This window comes from Streptococcus sanguinis, assembly GCF_013343115.1.
In the GTDB taxonomy this organism is placed as follows: Bacteria; Bacillota; Bacilli; order Lactobacillales; family Streptococcaceae; genus Streptococcus; species Streptococcus sanguinis_H.
In genome coordinates this window covers 1,705,192-1,722,250 of sequence record NZ_CP054570.1, presented here as the reverse complement: position 1 = coordinate 1,722,250, position 17,059 = coordinate 1,705,192, and the positions used below count along the sequence as shown (strand labels likewise).

At 44.0% G+C, this 17,059-nt stretch carries 16 protein-coding genes; 8 read left to right on the top strand and 8 right to left on the bottom strand.

Annotated elements, in window-relative coordinates; all coding sequences use genetic code 11:
• Positions 1-196 precede the first annotated feature (196 nt).
• The 4 genes from FOC72_RS08240 (at position 197) to FOC72_RS08225 (ending at position 3,769) form a co-directional block, all read left to right on the top strand.
• Positions 197-877, top strand: a complete 681-nt coding sequence (locus tag FOC72_RS08240) for a response regulator transcription factor (RefSeq protein ID WP_002896543.1) — start codon at positions 197-199, stop codon at positions 875-877.
• A 1-nt stretch (position 878) separates the two neighbouring features.
• The gene (locus tag FOC72_RS08235; RefSeq protein ID WP_002896542.1) at positions 879-1,754 is read left to right on the top strand and encodes a sensor histidine kinase; all 876 of its coding nucleotides are present in this window, start codon (positions 879-881) and stop codon (positions 1,752-1,754) included.
• A 454-nt stretch (positions 1,755-2,208) separates the two neighbouring features.
• Positions 2,209-3,042: a CPBP family intramembrane glutamic endopeptidase gene (locus tag FOC72_RS08230; protein WP_002896541.1), complete on the top strand. Its 834-nt coding sequence runs from the start codon at positions 2,209-2,211 to the stop codon at positions 3,040-3,042.
• A gap of 109 nt (positions 3,043-3,151) precedes the next feature.
• Entirely contained in the window at positions 3,152-3,769 is a 618-nt protein-coding gene (locus FOC72_RS08225) for a helix-turn-helix domain-containing protein (protein ID WP_002896540.1), read from the top strand.
• A 110-nt stretch (positions 3,770-3,879) separates the two neighbouring features.
• On the opposite strand, the gene FOC72_RS08220 is transcribed toward FOC72_RS08225, so the two are convergent.
• From FOC72_RS08220 to pabB, 8 genes are all read right to left on the bottom strand, one after another.
• Entirely contained in the window at positions 3,880-4,602 is a 723-nt protein-coding gene (locus FOC72_RS08220) for a lantibiotic ABC transporter permease (protein ID WP_002896539.1), read from the bottom strand.
• On the bottom strand, positions 4,595-5,527 hold the full coding sequence (locus tag FOC72_RS08215; RefSeq protein WP_002896538.1) for an ABC transporter ATP-binding protein: 933 nt from the start codon (positions 5,525-5,527) through the stop codon (positions 4,595-4,597). Before FOC72_RS08215 ends, FOC72_RS08220 begins: the two co-directional genes overlap by 8 nt.
• 145 nt (positions 5,528-5,672) lie before the next feature.
• Complete coding sequence (locus FOC72_RS08210) at positions 5,673-6,368, bottom strand: ABC-2 transporter permease family protein (RefSeq protein ID WP_002896537.1); 696 nt, start codon at positions 6,366-6,368, stop codon at positions 5,673-5,675.
• 12 nt (positions 6,369-6,380) lie between these two features.
• Entirely contained in the window at positions 6,381-7,289 is a 909-nt protein-coding gene (locus FOC72_RS08205) for an ABC transporter ATP-binding protein (protein WP_002896536.1), read from the bottom strand.
• Positions 7,290-7,433: 144 nt separating this feature from the next.
• Entirely contained in the window at positions 7,434-8,126 is a 693-nt protein-coding gene (locus tag FOC72_RS08200; RefSeq protein WP_002896535.1) for an ABC transporter permease, read from the bottom strand.
• Positions 8,127-8,163: 37 nt separating this feature from the next.
• Positions 8,164-8,922 (bottom strand): ABC transporter permease, encoded by a 759-nt coding sequence (locus FOC72_RS08195; protein WP_002896533.1) that lies wholly within the window; start codon positions 8,920-8,922, stop codon positions 8,164-8,166.
• Positions 8,923-8,938: 16 nt separating this feature from the next.
• Complete coding sequence (locus FOC72_RS08190; RefSeq protein ID WP_002896532.1) at positions 8,939-9,847, bottom strand: ABC transporter ATP-binding protein; 909 nt, start codon at positions 9,845-9,847, stop codon at positions 8,939-8,941.
• Between the two features lie 103 nt (positions 9,848-9,950).
• Positions 9,951-11,720: an aminodeoxychorismate synthase component I gene (pabB, locus tag FOC72_RS08185; protein WP_002896530.1), complete on the bottom strand. Its 1,770-nt coding sequence runs from the start codon at positions 11,718-11,720 to the stop codon at positions 9,951-9,953.
• Positions 11,721-11,852: 132 nt separating this feature from the next.
• On the opposite strand from pabB, the gene FOC72_RS08180 reads away from it, so the two are divergent.
• From FOC72_RS08180 to metE, 4 genes are all read left to right on the top strand, one after another.
• Positions 11,853-12,224 (top strand): hypothetical protein, encoded by a 372-nt coding sequence (locus FOC72_RS08180; RefSeq protein WP_002896528.1) that lies wholly within the window; start codon positions 11,853-11,855, stop codon positions 12,222-12,224.
• 88 nt (positions 12,225-12,312) lie between these two features.
• On the top strand, positions 12,313-13,410 hold the full coding sequence (locus FOC72_RS08175; protein WP_002896527.1) for an AI-2E family transporter: 1,098 nt from the start codon (positions 12,313-12,315) through the stop codon (positions 13,408-13,410).
• Between the two features lie 38 nt (positions 13,411-13,448).
• Complete coding sequence (locus FOC72_RS08170; protein ID WP_002896525.1) at positions 13,449-14,432, top strand: hypothetical protein; 984 nt, start codon at positions 13,449-13,451, stop codon at positions 14,430-14,432.
• A gap of 244 nt (positions 14,433-14,676) precedes the next feature.
• A complete protein-coding gene (gene metE / locus FOC72_RS08165; RefSeq protein ID WP_002896523.1) occupies positions 14,677-16,929 on the top strand; it encodes a 5-methyltetrahydropteroyltriglutamate--homocysteine S-methyltransferase in 2,253 nt (750 codons plus the stop codon).
• Positions 16,930-17,059 lie beyond the last annotated feature (130 nt).

Genomic DNA, 17,059 nt, shown 5'->3' with positions numbered 1-17,059 from the left:
AAAATTTTAAACATTTTGAGCCTCCTTTTTATAGCACATGCATTTCTTATTTCTTTCTATTTTAAAGTTCGATTCTCAAATATCCTTCAAGTAATTCTAAAATATTTCTAAAGTTTTTCGAATAGTCCATCTTTTATTGACTTAGCCTCTTATCCTTGCTACACTAGTGATAGGAAATTTCTGGAGGCGAGTGTTTATGGCTCATATTTTACTCATCGAAGACAACAGTGATATTCATGAAATTCTAAAAGAACTTTTTCAGAAGGAACACACGGTTTATTCCGCCTATTCGGGGACGGAGGGCATTTCGCTGTTTGAGCGGGAGGAGATTGATTTGGTCCTTTTGGATATCATGCTACCGGGGAAGAACGGTGATGAAGTGTTGAGGGAAATTCGCAGCAGCAATGCTACGGTGCCAGTGGTTATGCTGACGGCCCTTGGGGAGAAAGCGCTGGTTAGTCAGTACCTGCTGAATGGTGCTAATGATTATATCGTCAAACCCTTCAATCTGGATGAGGTTTTTGCCCGTATCACCGTGCAGCTGCGCAGCCAGCAGGCTTTGACTGGCGAAGAAGAAGGCCAGTCCTTTAAAAATATTCGTCTGCTCAAGGCTACCTTTGAGGCGGTCTGTGGAGAGAAAAGCGTACGTCTGAGCAAGAAAGAATATCATATCCTCCAGCTCTTGCTCCGTCATCCCAAGAAGATCTACACCAAGGAAGAGCTCTTTGAGCAGGTCTGGGAAGAGAGCTATCTGCCTGGGGATAATACCCTGAATACCCACCTCAGCAATCTACGTAAGAAACTGGCTCAGTTGGATCCAACAGAGGAATACATAGAGACTGTTTGGGGACTAGGTGTCCGGCTCAAGGAGGACTGATATGTTGGTGTTAGTCATTTTATTTGCCCTTATCAGCCTGTTTTTGGCCATTGGTTTCATACGCTATCATCTGGCGGTCAAGGATGTGGCTCAGCAGATTCGTCGGAAGCGGCAGACAGGGAGCCAGAATCGTCTGGCTCCTGCTGCCCATGCCCCCAGTATTTTGGAGCTGACAGAGGAAGCAGAGCTGCTCTTTCGGGAGCTAGATAAGACGACCTTTGTCGTCCAGCAGGAAAAGAAGACGCTGGATATGGCTATCAGTAATATCGCCCATGATATCCGTACCCCTCTGACCATTGCCAGTGGCTACACCCAGCAGCTGCTGAAGGATGATAGTCAGGAAAGTCAGCAGCTAATCAAAATTGCAGATAGTCTGGGAATGGTATCCAAACGGCTGGAAGCCTTGATGGAGTACCGCCGGCTGATGGAGGGAGCCATACGAGCCAATGTCCAGCCGACAGATATATCTCAGCTGGTAACCCAGCAGCTTTTTACCTATTATGACGCCTTCCAGAAAGCCCAGATGGACCTGCAGGTAGAGCTGGCTGAAGGTCTAGAGCTAGAGACAGACCCAGAAATTCTAGAGCGCATTGTCCAAAATATGATAAGCAATGTCCTCAAGCACGGCCGTAAGGCCGCCAGCATTTCTCTGAAAAAAGAGGGCGAGCATTGTATCTTTACCGTCAAAAATATCGTCCAGCAGCCTATCCAATATCTGGATAAGCTGACTAATCGCTTTTACTCAGAAAACCTATCCAGCAGCGAGGAGTCTTCAGGGCTGGGGCTCTACATCACCCAGCAGTTAGTCGAAATCCTAGGCGGGGACTTGACAATGAAAGCAGAGGACGACTGGTTTGAACTGGTTGTGACTTTGTAAAAAAGACTTGAAAAAGCAAAACAAGGAAGGCTCAGCTCTATCAGCTAGTCTCAAAATCCGCTCAAAAACCTCAGTTAATTTTCGAATTGGCGGAGGTTTGTTTTTAGATTAAGTCGAAGAAAGGCATGATAAAGATGCCTTTTTGTTTTGTGATTTGAAAAGCAAGTCATATCAGCGAGGTCATTTTAACAGTCAAAGTGAAAAATCAGCCAACTGCTCTAAACCCTTGATATAACTGACTTGCAACTGACAGTTGACAATGATTCCAAGTTCAATCACTCAAAAAGCAACTAGATGTTTTCTTTATTCCAAGTCCAGTCGCTAGAAAGGCAACTGGCTTTTTTGTTAATCTGAAAGTAGAAGCCAAGTTTTTGATTTCGGAATGAACGAGTCGCTGTCTTTGAAGATTTGGATCAAAAACTTGAGTTTAATTATATTATAAGGAGGTATTCTCATGAATACAGAAACAACTATCAAACCACAACCAAAACTAATTTTGCCGTTCCTGGCTTGGAACTTCGGCTGGACATGGGGATTCTGGCTATTGGACATTATCCTCAAAAACCTTTGGCCAGACAGTCCACCCACAGCCTATCTAGCTCTTGAAGCTATTCTAAATGGTATTGCTATGTTTGGGCCTATGCTGGCCAGTCTAATCGTACTGAAAAAGAAAGGCTTCAAGGCCATTTGCTCCTATCTCTTTTCAGGCAAGAAAGAGACCTGGCTCTACTTGCTAATCTATGGTGGCGGTCTGACCACCTTCTATGCCCTAGCTTCTGGCGGCAAGCTGGTAGACGGCGCTTTAGTAAGATTTCCTTGGTTTTTTATCTATTGTATTGTCCTATCGGGCGGGATTGAAGAATTTGGCTGGCGCGGCTTCCTACAGCCGGCCTTAGAGAAAAAGTTTTCTTTCTTTGTCTCTACCTTGATGACCGGTATTATTTGGTCCATCTGGCATATTCCTCTCTGGTTTTACGATCGCTTTTATGATAGAAGCCAGGATCTTTTCTCAGTTTATATCATTTTCTGTATCCTTCTATCTTTTTGGCTTGCAGCTCTGTATAAGAAGACCCAGTCTGGCCTTGCTTGTAACATCTTTCATGCGCTCTCCAACACCCTCATCCCGACTTTTGTTGGAATAGCTCAAGCTAACAATCAATTGGATTTCTCTCAAGTCAATCCCTTCCTTTACTTTGGAGGTGTGATTATCCTGACACTTTATAGTATCTATCTCTGGTATCGGGCGGATAGGGAGGAAAAAGCTCTTCCATCTAAAGAAGAAGTCTAGCATTTTATGAAGAGATGACAATCAGACTTTGCAGTCTCTCCGCCTTGTGCTATAATAAGTGTCAATGAAAGAAAGTATAAAAAATAAGAAAGAATAGGTAAAACAATCCATGAATCTATCAGACAGAATCCAGTACCTGCGAAAAGCGCGGGGCATTTCTCAGGAGGGGCTAGCCGACCAACTCGGTGTGTCTAGACAGGCCGTTTCCAAGTGGGAGAGCGAGCAGAGTATGCCTGATTTGGATAAGATCATTTCCATGAGTGACTATTTTGATGTGACCACAGACTATCTGCTCAAGGGAATTGAGCCTGTAGTCCAGAAAGAGGAAGAGCAGTCAATCAAGTACAGGAGAATAGCCAGCAATATTTGCTATCAGCTCTCTCTTGGCTTTATCGGTCTGGGCATCATCCTCTCCATTATCCTAGCTGATTTTCTCAAGATTAGTGTCTTGCTAACGCCGGTGCTGATTGTTCAGGGAGTAGGGCTGCTGGTGTGGGGAACGGGCCGCAATCTATCCGAGGTAAGACCTTCTTTTCAGGTTAAGCTAGCCTTGATTTTATTCTTGATCTTTGTTCCCCTTGGATTTCTATCTAATATTCTTTTTCCTCTGGGCAAGATCTTTCCATATCCGACCAGTTTGGCAGCTAGTCTTACCTTTGTCACTTTCTACCTTATCCTAGGAGTCTGCATCAGTCTGTTCTTGAAAAAGCAAGATTGGAAGCAGTGAAAGAAAGCCGATAAAGCCGGCTAGACCAGAAAGGGTGAAATCCGCTCATCATCCAATTAAAATCCGCTCAAAAAAACTCAGCTAATTTAGTGATTAGCTGAGTTTTTATTTTACAAATCTCTCTTTTTCAGTGTAGCCAGTCCTGCTAAGCTAAAGACCGTGATCAGACTGAGAGCAAAGATAGCTGTTTTGATGATGACACTTGGTATTGAAGCGTCTCCGTAGACGAACTCCATCTTGATAGCCTTGAACCATTCATTATTGGCATCAACCATTTGACTAGGGAGGCCGAGTAAGATGTAGGTCATGATATAGGTGATAAAGACGACACTATAGTTTCGAGTCAAGTAGAGGACAAAGCTGGTAATGCAGTACCAAGCATAGGTACAGATGACCTGCATGACAAAGAGTATTGCGAATTGTCCCCAGAAATTAGCTGGCAGGGTTCCCATATTACCACCGGTTCGGACAAATTCGATGACAATACCAAAAATGTAGAGCAGTATGAACTGCATAGGAAGTAAGCTACCGATAGTCAGTGATTTAGAGAAGTAATACTGGGTCCGAGTCTTGCCTGTAGTCAGGTTATTGTGATAAAGTTTGTCATTGAGATCAACACCGAGAAGCAAGCTAGTCATGACATTGCAGGCAATAAAGAGCATGCCGCTGTTGTAGGAGACGACATCTATGGCAAAAAAGATACCGTTGTCGGAACTGACAACTTTGGAAGTGAAAATGCCGAGGAGAATTCCAAAGATGCAGAAAGCCTGCACTCCCCAGAATCCTACGGAGCGGAAGAGACGGTAGTAATCCGCCTTGATACTATTAAACATGAGTGTTTCCTCCTTGTTGGTTGATTAAGTCTGTAAAGTATTTTTCTAAGTCTTTGTGGGCGTAGTAGATTTCCCCGATTGGGATGTCGGCTAGGACTAGTTCCTTGGCAATCTTGCGAATTTCTTGTACCTTACCGGAAATATGCAGCTCATCTTCCTTGTTGGTCGGTCTGAGCTGGTAGCCTAGCTTGTCTTGCACTAAATGAGCAGCTTGCTTGATATTATCCGTTTTGAGGATGATATAGTCGCCGCTTTCTCGGTCAAATTCTTCCTTAGACAGCTCCTTGATGAAATGCCCTTGATTGATAAAACCAAAGCGAGTTGCGACTAGATAAAGCTCGGACAGGATATGGCTGGAAATGATGATGGTGATGCCTAATTCTTGATTGAGGCGCTTGACCATTTCTCTAAATTCCTGAATCCCAACTGGATCTAAACCATTAATGGGCTCGTCCAGGATGAGCAAGTCGGGACGCCCCAAAATGGCAATGGCAATGCCCAACCGCTGTTTCATCCCTAGAGAGAAATTGCGAAATTTTTTCTTTCCAGTATCGGTCAGGCCGACATATTGCAGGGTTTCTTTGATGACTTTGTCAGCATTTGGAATGCCCCGGTCGGTACAGTAGTAGCGTAGATTTTCATAGGCCGACATGTGGGCATGAGCTACAGGGGTCTCGATAACAGATCCAGTATGGCCGAGGGCTCTGGTCCATTCTTGTTGGTTCTGAGAGCCCAGGACAGATACGGTCCCTCCGCTAGGATAGATGACTTGCGTGATGATTTTGATCAGTGTGGTCTTACCAGCACCGTTTTTTCCGATGAGACCGTAGATCTCTCCTTTCTTGATGGAAAGACTGACATCTTTCAGAGCATACTGATCACCGTATTTTTTAGTGAGTCCTTTCACTTCTAAAACATTTTGCATGATGTTTCTCCTTTAATTCCTTTGTTTATACTTTGAGTATACAAACTAAATTTCAAATATTTCTCAAGAAATTCTAAAATATTTCTAAAGAAATTTAAAATTGAAAAGATTAAAATGAGCCAGTCGAGAACCAGCTCATTTTTTACTATAAATCCTTTTTGTGGAAAGTATAGAGACTTGCTACAGTGAAGATTGTTCCTAAGACCAAGGCGATTAGAATAATTCTTAAGGTTACACCGTTGCTTTGGAGCGTCTCAAAGTCAAAGCTCATGGTGAAATGCTGCAGCCATAGAGATTTGGGATAAAATTGAGCAAGAGCTCCGGTTAAGGATGCGCAGAAAAGGTAACCTCCCAGAGCAGCAATCATAGATTTGCTCAGATAAAGAATAAAGGAAATAATGGCTGTCCAAGCAATGACAGTCAGGCACTGCACAAAGAATAGAAGAATAAACTGAAGCAGGAAGGTGGCGGATAAATCACCAATACCGTTTAGAATGGCTGCTAGGATAAAGTTGATGCTATAATAGAGAGTCAACTGCAGGAACGTTACGCAGACCATGACTAGGGCTTTAGAGACGAAGAAACTGGTACGGGAAACGCCGCTGGTTAAAGTATTCTTGTAAAGCTGCTTGTTCAGATCTGTCCCGATGACGACCATAGAGAGGATAATGATGATAAAAGTATTATTACCGATAGCGTTGGACACCGCTTGTATAAGCTGGACAGCATTTAATTTGCCAAAGACTGCGCTCAAGGTCGTCAGTAGAAAAATGAATTCGGTAATCCAAACAGCCTTGGAACGAAAGAAGCGGTAAAAATCTGCTTGAAAAGTATGTAACATGTTTTTTTCTCCTTACTGGACTAAATCTGTAAAGTATTTTTCTAAATCTTTGTGAGCTGTATAGATACCATTGACATGAATGTTTGATAGAACCAACTCCCTGTTGATGTCATTTAGTTCCTGCTCTTGGGCGACAATGTGCAGTTCGTCAGATTTATCAGCGTCCTTGAGCTGATAGTGGAGCTTGCCTTGGATGAGATTGGCAGCCTGTTCTTTATCGCTAGTCTTGAGGACGATATAATCTTCGCTGGCTCGGTCAAAATCGTCTTTGGTGAATTCTGCGACAAGCTGTCCTTGGTCAATCACTCCAAACTTGGTGGCTACCAGATAAAGCTCGGACAAGATGTGGCTGGAAATGATAAAAGTGATTCCCAATTCTTGATTGAGTCGCTGAATCATCAGTCGAAATTCCTTGATGCCAAGCGGATCTAGGCCGTTGATGGGCTCATCTAAAATCATGAGTTCAGGCTTGCTTATAAGGGCAATTGCGATCCCCAAGCGCTGCTTCATTCCTAGCGAAAAGTTTCGGAATTTCTTTTTACCAGTATTGCTCAATCCGACATAGGCCAGAGTTTCCTTGATGAGCTGGTCGGGCTGGGCAATCTGGTGGACCTTGCAGTAGTAGTTGAGGTTTTGATAAGCAGTCATCTGATTGTAAGCGACTGGTGTTTCGATGACAGTACCTATCTTGCGCAGGGCTTCATTCCACTCCTTAGAGTTCTGCGAACCAAAGACAGACACGGTTCCGCTGTTGGCATGAATAAGCCGGCTAATGGTCTTGAGAAGAGTGGTTTTGCCAGCTCCGTTCTTGCCGATTAAACCGTAAATTTCGCCCTTCTGGATCGAAAGACTCACATGATCAAGGGCATATTGCTGGCCATATTGTTTGGTAACTTGCTTTACTTCTAAAACAGTTTGCATGGTATATTCTCGCTTTCTTAGGTTTGATTTTAGTATACAAGCTAGATTTCAAATATTTCTCAAGAAATTCTAAAATATTTCTAAAGAAATGCAGAACCAATCCAAAAGCAATAAAAAAGCAGCCAAAGAGCTGACTGCTTAGATTTATAAGTCCCTGTGCTGAAAGGCTTGGTAACCACCTAAGAGAGAACCAGCTAGGATAAGGAATAAGAATAGTTCAGAATTTATCTGAGGGAAAACGATGACGAGGCTAGACTGAAGCATGATCAGGGCGAAAAAGACGAGATAGCTGGCTAGGGTGGAGTGGGTCAGGTAGAGGAGACAGGTAACTACAGAACTGCAGGTCATGATAAAGAGAAAGGAGCGAAAGAAAGACAAGGAAAAGCTCCAGAAAAAGTTCTTTGGCATAGTCCCAAGTCCGTGGAAGAGGCTTCCAAAGATAAAGGCTACAGCAAAGGCTGCCACTAGTTGAAAGATGATAATTGCGACAAGAACAGCTATTTTGGATAAGTAAAATTCTTTTCGAGAAATCCCGCCAGCTAATATATTTTTGTATAGCTTTCTAGTCAGGTCGCGACCTAACAGAAAGATGATAAGCACAAGGACAGTAATCATGACAAAGGGCAGGAAGTCTTTAGCAAGCTGCCCTAGAGCTTCAAATCCTGTCCAACCTTGGATGACTATTTCTTCTGGATCAGAAGATGTAGAGATATAAAAATTAAAGTTTCTTTCACCAAGAGAGCTGATGAAAATGAGAAAAAAGAGCAGCCCTTCTATTAGCCAAAAAAGCTTAGAGCGGACAAGCTGGTAGAGCTCCGCCTGGATAGTATGTAACATGAAATCTCCTCTGAATGTTTAAGATTGTTCCTGCTTTTTATAAATCTTTCTTTTTGAAAACCATCAGCCCGCCACCCATAAAGAGCAAGGTGACCGTTACCACTGTCAGGATAGCTTTGATAACAGCTCCGCTATCTGCTGCCATATCTGTGTTAAAACGCATGGTCAGATAGAGCAGCCATTCATTGTCAGGGTAAAAGATGAGGGGAATAGTCAGTAAGGTACCGCCAAGGAAATAGGTCAGAAAGCTAGATACAATCGAGTGGCTGGCATAGAGTATAAAAGAAATGATGGCAATCCATGCAACCGTGCTGAGAAATTGAATGAAGAGAGCAGCTCCCAACTGAGGCAAAAAAGAGCTGGGGGCGCTGCCAATTCCGTTGGACAGACTAGCGGTCACAAAGGAGATAGATAAAATCATCAGGAAGTGAAAGGCTGCAATGCTAACGCAGACAAAGAATTTAGAAAAATAATAGCTGAGTTTAGAGATACCGTAGCTCAGACAGTTTTTATAAAGTTTCCGAGACAGGTCCACTCCAAGAACTATACTGATACCAATGATGGTGAAAAAGAGCAGACTGTCTGTATTGCCTGCAAAATAGTCCAGAGCTTGAAGGCCGGTTAGTTTTCCTAGAGATTGACTAGCAGACGCATTACTTGAGATATTTGCTCCAAAATGAATATTTGCATGGAAGAAGGTTGTTGAGATAATCGCACAGAATAATAAAAACTCAGTAATCCAAAAGCCTTTTGAGCGCATGAGCCGGTATAAATCGGCTCGAATGAAATCCATCATGATAAGCCTCCCTTTTTCATTCGACCAAGTCTGTAAAGAAGTTTTCTAGGTTTTGTCGTGCATAGTAAATCTCCTGCACCGGTATATTTGCAGCCGCAAGTTCCTTGACTATCTTGCTAATCTCATGCGAATGGGTAAAGATATGAATCTCGTCAGAAGCATTGACCACCTTGATGCGATGCATGAGCTGGTCGTGAATCAGCCGGCTGGCTTCTTCTAACTGCGACGTTTTAAGCACGATATAGTCTTCACTCTGTTCTTCAAACTCCGCCTTGGAAATCTCGCGAATCAGCCGTCCTTCCTCTATAATGCCGAACTGGGTCCCCACCAAGTAGAGTTCAGACAGGATATGGCTGGAGATGATAAAGGTCATGCCCAACTCCTCGTTGAGCCGCTGCACCAGCTGGCGGAATTCCTTGATGCCGACTGGATCCAGGCCATTGATAGGCTCGTCCAGTATCATCAGGTCGGGTCTGGTAAGAAGCGCGATAGCCAGACCCAGCCGCTGTTTCATCCCGAGTGAGAAGTCGCGGAATTTCTTCTTGCCCGTATCCGTCAAGTCCACGTATTCCAAGGTTTCACGGATGACCTTATCTGCATGGGGAATATGGCGGAGCTTGCAGTAGTAGCTGAGATTTTCATAGGCTGTCAGGTGGTTGTGAGCGACCGGTGTTTCGATGACCGATCCGACCCGCTTGAGGCTCTGCGTCCATTCTTGATAGGTCTGAGAGCCAAAGAGGGAGACATTGCCACTGCTTGCTTCCAAGAGCTGGGTGATGACCTTGATCAGAGTGGTCTTTCCGGCCCCGTTCTTGCCAATCAAACCGTAAATATCTCCTTTTTTTATCGTCAGACTCACATCGGTCAGAGCGTACTGCCGGCCGAATTTCTTGCTGACTTGCTGTAAAACCAAAACATTTTCCATGATCAAGTCTCCTTTTCATGATGTTAGGAGAGAAAACTCCTCTTCTTATTAATTAGTATAGCGCCAAACCTTCAAATATTTATAAAGAATTTCTCAAATATTTCTAAAGTTTTTGATGAGGATTAAAAGCAAGTGGCAAATTGTGGAATTCTTCATCCTCAATCTCTAGCTCGTACAATCCCCTGACTGCGTTGCAGGCGTAGATTTTCTCTGCTTGAGCCAGATCAGCCAGCGTTAAAACTTTCTCAGTAGCTTGTCCCTTATCCAGTAGCTGCTGGCGGTAGATGCCCTTGAGCAGGCCCAGTTCAGCTGGAGGCGTGTAGAGCTTGCCGTCTAGCTCCAGCAGCAGATTGCCGATAGAGGTTTCCAGCAGTTGGCCTTGGGCATTGTAGTAAATATGCTCTTGCTGCTCCAAGGTCAAATGTGGCCGATGACTGGTTTTGAAATAGGTGAAAGGCTGGGCTAGATTGGCTGTCTGCTCGAGCAGTTTTGCCTTTCTGAAAGTATCCGTCAGTGGCAGTAGAGGAGTCGTTTCTAGCTCAATGCTGCCGTCTTTTTTTAGAGCTATACGTAGCCTATAATCTTTTTCTTTGTCTAGCTGAGTGCAGGTTTCTTCTAGCTCTTGCTCTAGTTTGTCTTGGTCAAAAGGATAGGCGAAGTAGCTGGCTGCTTCTGTCAGTCTTTGCAGGTGTTGGTCTTGCAAGGTTAGCTTTCCGTCCGTCACTTTTCCTGTAGAAATCAGGTCGAATCGTGGATTCTTTCGATAGAGAACGGCAGATTTTTGCTGGGTTTCGATGTATTCATTTTTCCACGTGCTGTCCCAAGTGATGCCGCCGCCAACGCCATAGATAGCTTTCCTTCCCTCCAGCTGAATGGTACGGATGGCGACGTTAAAAATCCGTCTCTGGTCTGGCAGGCAGATACCTACTGTACCGCAGTAGACCCCGCGGGCAGCTTTTTCTGTCGCCTTGATGATAGCCATGGTCGAAATCTTAGGAGCACCTGTAATGGATCCGCAAGGAAAGAGCGCCTTGAAAAGCCCTGCCAGTCCGATTCCCTCCTGCAGCAGGCTTTTAATGGTAGAGGTCATCTGCCAGACTGTAGAGTATTGTTCGACGCTGCAGAGACGCTCAACGTGCTCGCTGCCTGTCTGAGAAATGCGGTTCATATCATTGCGGAGTAAATCGACAATCATCATATTTTCAGCTCGGTTTTTGGCATCTTGTGCTAACCATGCAGCCTGCTCTCTATCCTGCTCTAAGGTCAGTCCCCGATTGGTGGTTCCTTTCATAGGACGAGTTGTCAGTTGACCTCGGTGCTCCTCGAAAAAGAGCTCAGGGCTAATGGACAAGATGGCAGTCTCGTCATGCTCTACATAAGCATTGTAGGCCGCATTTTGCTCGACGACTAGCCGGTTGTAAATAGCCAAACTGTCCTCAGGATTTAGCTCCGCGCACAGCTGTACCGTGTAGTTGACCTGATAGGTATCGCCTTGGCGGATATGATGATGAATGGTCTCTATAGACTTCTGGTATTCTTGCTCAGAAGTCAGCCCTCGCCAAGCTGCTGGCATTTCCACTTCTTCATAGGTCAAGGGAATGGAAGCCTCCTCAGCCTTATCGTGGATAGTAAAGTAGAGGAGGTATTCCTTCTGGAGTGGGGCCGCATGAACTTGGAACTTTTCCTCGAAGGCTGGCGCTGCTTCATAGCTGACATAGCCGACAGCATAGTATCCTTTCTCCTGCCAGCCCTCAATCTCTGTCAAAAGTTCCTCCACTTGGTCCAGGCGGCGAGTCTTTAGCTCCTTGATGGGATTCGTAAAAATCAGGCGTTGACCCAACTGCTTAAAATCAATAATCGTTTTCTTGTGCATAAGCTTATTTTATCATAAGATAATATGAATGAAAACGGATTTATCAGATGAGACAGTCATTCTTTTATAAAGGTTGACAGATTAGAAAGTGGCTAGGTATACTATTTTAAAAAAAGAAAGAACGAGATTGCTATGAAGTCAAATAAATTGTTATTGGTAAATGGAATTGCCGGTATCTTAGGAGGTCTGATAATCCTTTACGCTTTTTCGAATAGATGGCACTGGGAAATAGTTGCTTTAGTTCCTAAACTAATCGAAAATTCTGACTGGGGCGTCCTGATCATACTGATCAGCTTGCTGTTTCTTTGTCTTTCCTTAGCTGGGATGGCTCATTATAGTGAAGAGCCAAGAGTTAATAAGATGAGCCGTAAGCTTCTCTTTTTCGCCTTTCTTGCTGGAATCATTCCATTTTTGGGGGACTTGGCCGGCTTTCTGGCTCTCATCTCAGGAAGTTTCTATCTTCTAGATGTATCCAAATTCAAGAGCGATGACAAAGCAGACTGACCTATGTGTCGCTCTGCTTCCTCTTGCTCGAAAGCCCTCGAAAATTATGATAAAATAAGGAAATGACAAAACCTTAAAAGGAAGCCTTATGAAAAAAATAAATGAATCCTATAAACTAATCATGTTTGCGGCGCTCGCTCTGGCTCTGGTTCTCTATATCGGGAACATCTGGTCTGGTCTGCAGAGTCTGACTTCGGTTTTTTCACCCATTATACTAGGTGGAGTCCTAGCCTTTATCTTTAATGTTCCAATGAAAAAACTGGAAGATTTCTTGGACAAATGCCGAGTCCCTCAGAAGTTGCAGCGCGGTTTGGCCTTGATTTTAGAGGTGCTGATTTTAGCTCTCATTATGACAGGGATTGTTTCTATTGTCGTGCCGACCCTGACCACAGCGGTCAATCAGCTGAGCGAAACAATCGGCAAGGTAGCGCCTCAGGTAGCCAAGTGGCTGCAGCAGTCTGGCTTGCTTTCTTCTAGCCAGCTGAAAGATTTGACCAAGCAGCTGCAAAATAGCGACATTGTCAACCGAGCCATCTCTCTTCTGGGCAGTCTGACGGGCAATATCTCTGCCATCTTTGGCAATTTCTTCTCTGTCATCATGTCTATTTTTCTCATGTTTGCCTTCTTGAGCAGCAAGGAGCATTTGCAGACAATCACTAGCCGTCTCTTGCAGGTTCTGCTTCCTGAGAAGGCTGTCAAACGCCTATCCTACGTCGGTTCTGTCATTGTTGAGACCTATGATAAGTTCCTGATGGGGCAGATGATAGAGGCCGTCATTGTTGGGATTTTAGTCTTTATCGCCTATTCTCTGACAGGCCTGCCTTATGCAGCCTTGACAGGAGTTTTGGCTGGAGTGCTCTCTTTCATTCCATACATCGGGCCTTTCTCAGCTTGTGCTCTGGGCGCTATCTTTATCTTCACCGACAGCCCTTGGAAAGCCCTTCTTTCTATCGCAGTCTTTCAGGGAGTGCAGCTGATTGAGGGCAATGTCATCTATCCGCGCGTGGTCGGCCAGTCCGTCGGTCTCCCAACTCTCTTTACCCTAGCCGCCGCCCTGATTGGGGGCAACCTCTTTGGCTTGGTTGGCATGATTTTCTTCACGCCTATCTTCGCAGTTATCTACCGCTTAGTTAGAGAGTTTGTTGTAGAGAAGGAGGAGAGGAATGAAAGTGGAGAAGTTGCCTAATTACTTAGACGATAAATTTGCAAAATAGGAGCTTAATTATGAAATGGAGCAAAACAAAGATTTTTATTACATTGTTAGTATTAGCGGGTTTATCTTTGGTATCTTGGACTCTCTATCGTTACTATAATGAACAATACTATAGGCAGTACAGCCAGTATACTGGTAAAGCTGAAATTGATGACTATGAAATCATTGCGGATGGTGCAGGCGCTATTGTCCATTGGACTTCAACGACTCCGGACGAAGACAAAAAAATGGAAGAGTTTGGGAGTTACGGATTTGTACAAAATACTCGTGTAGGTTCTCGATATATATTGCGTCAGAATATGAAATTAAAAGATACTCCTTATTATTTACAGGAGCGGCCAATTGATGGAGCTTACTGGACTTTGAGTATTTACCAAGTTAAGGGCATGAAGCTTGAGGAGGAGACGGAGTTGGATCTTTACAAGGTGGTAGAAGATTACAATGTGGATTATATACCAGCAGAGCTAGGGGATATTTATACTTGGAAAGGACAGGAATATTTAAAGATTCAGATACGGGATTTAAAGAATTATCAAAATACTAAACCACTTTTTCTTAATTTGCAAAATAAGAAGATTGAGGAAAATGAAATTCTAGCTCAAGACTTTAACAGAAAGTTGGGAGTAACAACATCAACATCTTGGGATGATAAAGCTAATGGTATTAAAACTGTTTCTGTTGGTGGGGAGTTCTCGATAGATAAAGCTTTTTTGGAACAGACTCAGTTTTCTAAGAGCTCAAAGCCCTATAAGCTCTTAGAAAAAGGAAATGCGACTGTATTTATTTTGAATTCTAAAAATAGTGCAGTTCAATTTGAGCGTGAGGCAACCGTCTACAGCTTATTTTTGCCGTCTACGGTGAATGTATATGAAGCTGTAAACATTCCCCCAGAACTGTCTGTTGACAGCCAGGAACACATTATCAACTCCAAAGAAGAGTTTGACCGATACTATGATATTGAAAAGGCTAAAAAGCTGTATCATGAAACAGAGTAAACAAGACAAGATATTATAGAAACCAACGAGATTTTATTCTCGCTGGTTTTTCTTTTTCCAAGGTTATAATTTCTACCTATAGCAAACAATAATTTCAGTCAATGGTGCTTCTAAAATGGGGGGGTTGGACTGGTTGGCGAGATAGGTTATAGTTTTAGACTATATCAAACTCTGGGAAATTCCAATTATACAGAGGGGGGATTTTCTGATAAGATAAAATCAAGAAAAATTTTGGAGGACGTTTATGTCAACGACTATCATTGGTTTCCCACGATTGGGCGAATTCCGCGAATTGAAATTTACAACTGAAAAATACTTTAGACATGAAATCTCAGCAGAAGAGCTTCTGGCTGCAGCTAAGGATCTGCGCGCTAAGCACTGGAATATTGTTAAGGAAAAAGGAATTTCAGAGATTCCATCAAATGACTTTTCTCATTATGACAATGTCCTGGATGCGGCTTTTCTCTTTAACGTGGTGCCATCATCTGTGCAAGGCTTGGAGTTGACTGACTTGGAGCGGTATTTTGCCTTGGCTCGTGGCTATCAGGGCGAAAAAGGGGATGTCCGTGCCCTTCCGATGAAGAAATGGTTCAACACCAACTACCACTATATCGTTCCTAAATTTGAAAAAGAAACTCAAGTCAAGCTGGCTGGGCATAAGATTTTTGATGAATTTGCAGAAGCTAAAGAGTTGGGCTTGGTAACCCGTCCAGTTGTGGTTGGTCCATTCACCCTCCTGCAAGTATCTGACTTTGAAGACGGTGTAGCGCCGGCTGACTTTGTAGATGCACTAGCTGCAGCTTATCAAGAAGTTTTTGCCAAATTAGCAGAGCTTGGCGCAGAGCGTATCCAGCTGGATGAGCCAAGTCTGGTCAAGGACCTGTCAGCAGAAGAAAAAGCTCTCTTCTTGGACCTTTATAAGAAGCTTTTGGCGGACAAGAAAAGTCTTGAAGTTTTGATTCAAACCTACTTTGGGGATGTTCGTGACATCTATGCAGACCTTGTAGAGCTGCCAGTAGATGCGATTGGTCTGGACTTTGTAGAAGGCAAGAAAACTCTTGACCTTGTAAAAGGTGGCTTCCCAGCTGATAAGACACTTTATGCAGGGATTGTCAATGGTAAAAATATCTGGCGCAACAACTATGAAAAGAGCTTGGCAGTGCTTGAGCAAATTCCAGCTGAAAATCTTGTTTTGACAAGCTCATGCTCACTTCTCCATGTGCCATTTACGACTGCTAATGAAGAATTTGAACCAGCAATCTTGAACCACTTTGCCTTTGCGGTGGAAAAATTGGATGAAATCCGTGACTTGGATGCTATCCGCAATGGCGGTGGTGCAGAAGCACTTGCTGCTAACAAAGAACTCTTTGCGACTGAACGTGTGGGTGAAAATGCGGAACTTCGTGCTCGTATCGCTGGCTTGACAGACGCTGACTACACTCGTTTGCCAGCCTTTGCAGAGCGTGAGGAAATCCAACACAAGACACTCAATCTGCCACCGTTGCCAACTACGACAATTGGATCCTTCCCTCAAACTAAGGAAGTTCGTGCCAAACGCTTGGCCTTCCGTAAGGGTGAGCTGTCAGCAGAAGACTATGACAAGTTCTTGGCTGAGCAAATTGATGAATGGATCAAGTGGCAAGAAGAAGTTGGCTTTGACGTGCTGGTGCACGGTGAGTTCGAGCGTAATGACATGGTTGAGTACTTCGGTCAAAACTTGTCAGGTTACCTCTTCTCTAAGAATGGTTGGGTACAATCATACGGTATGCGTGGGGTTAAACCACCAATCATCTGGGGTGATGTGACTCGTCTCAACCCAATCACTGTCAAATGGTCTAGCTACGCACAAAGCCGTACTGACAAACCTGTCAAAGGTATGTTGACTGGACCTGTTACCATCCTCAACTGGTCATTCCCACGTGAAGACATCTCTATCAAGGATTCTACCCTTCAAATCGCTCTTGCTATCAAGGATGAAGTTCTTGACCTTGAAGCAGCAGGCGTGAAGATTATCCAAATCGACGAGGCTGCTCTTCGTGAGAAATTGCCACTCCGCCGCAGCGACTGGTATGAAGATTACCTTGACTGGGCAATCCCTGCCTTCCGCTTGGTACACTCTACAGTAGCGCCAGATACACAAATCCACACTCACATGTGTTACTCAGAATTTACAGATATCATCCCTGCTATCGACAACATGGATGCGGACGTGATTTCCTTTGAAGCAAGCCGTTCAAACCTTGAAATTTTGGACGAACTCAAAGCGAAAAACTTCCAAACAGAAGTGGGACCTGGGGTTTACGATATCCACTCGCCTCGTGTGCCAAACGAAGGGGAAATCGACCATACGATTGAAGCTATCTTGGCTAAGGTGCCAAGCAGCAAGGTTTGGATCAACCCTGACTGCGGTCTTAAAACTCGTGGTATCCCAGAAACTAAGGCTAGCTTGGAGCGCTTAGTAGAAGCAGCCAAAGCAGCTAGACAACACTTGAAATAATCCTCCTCGAACCTCAACAGTTGATCTTGATGGAGGATACCCCAAAATTGAAGCAGAGCTGACAATCCTGCCGAATCTGTTCTTCTAGGATTGTCCTCGGCTATCACTACCATCATTGAAAGGAACTTTT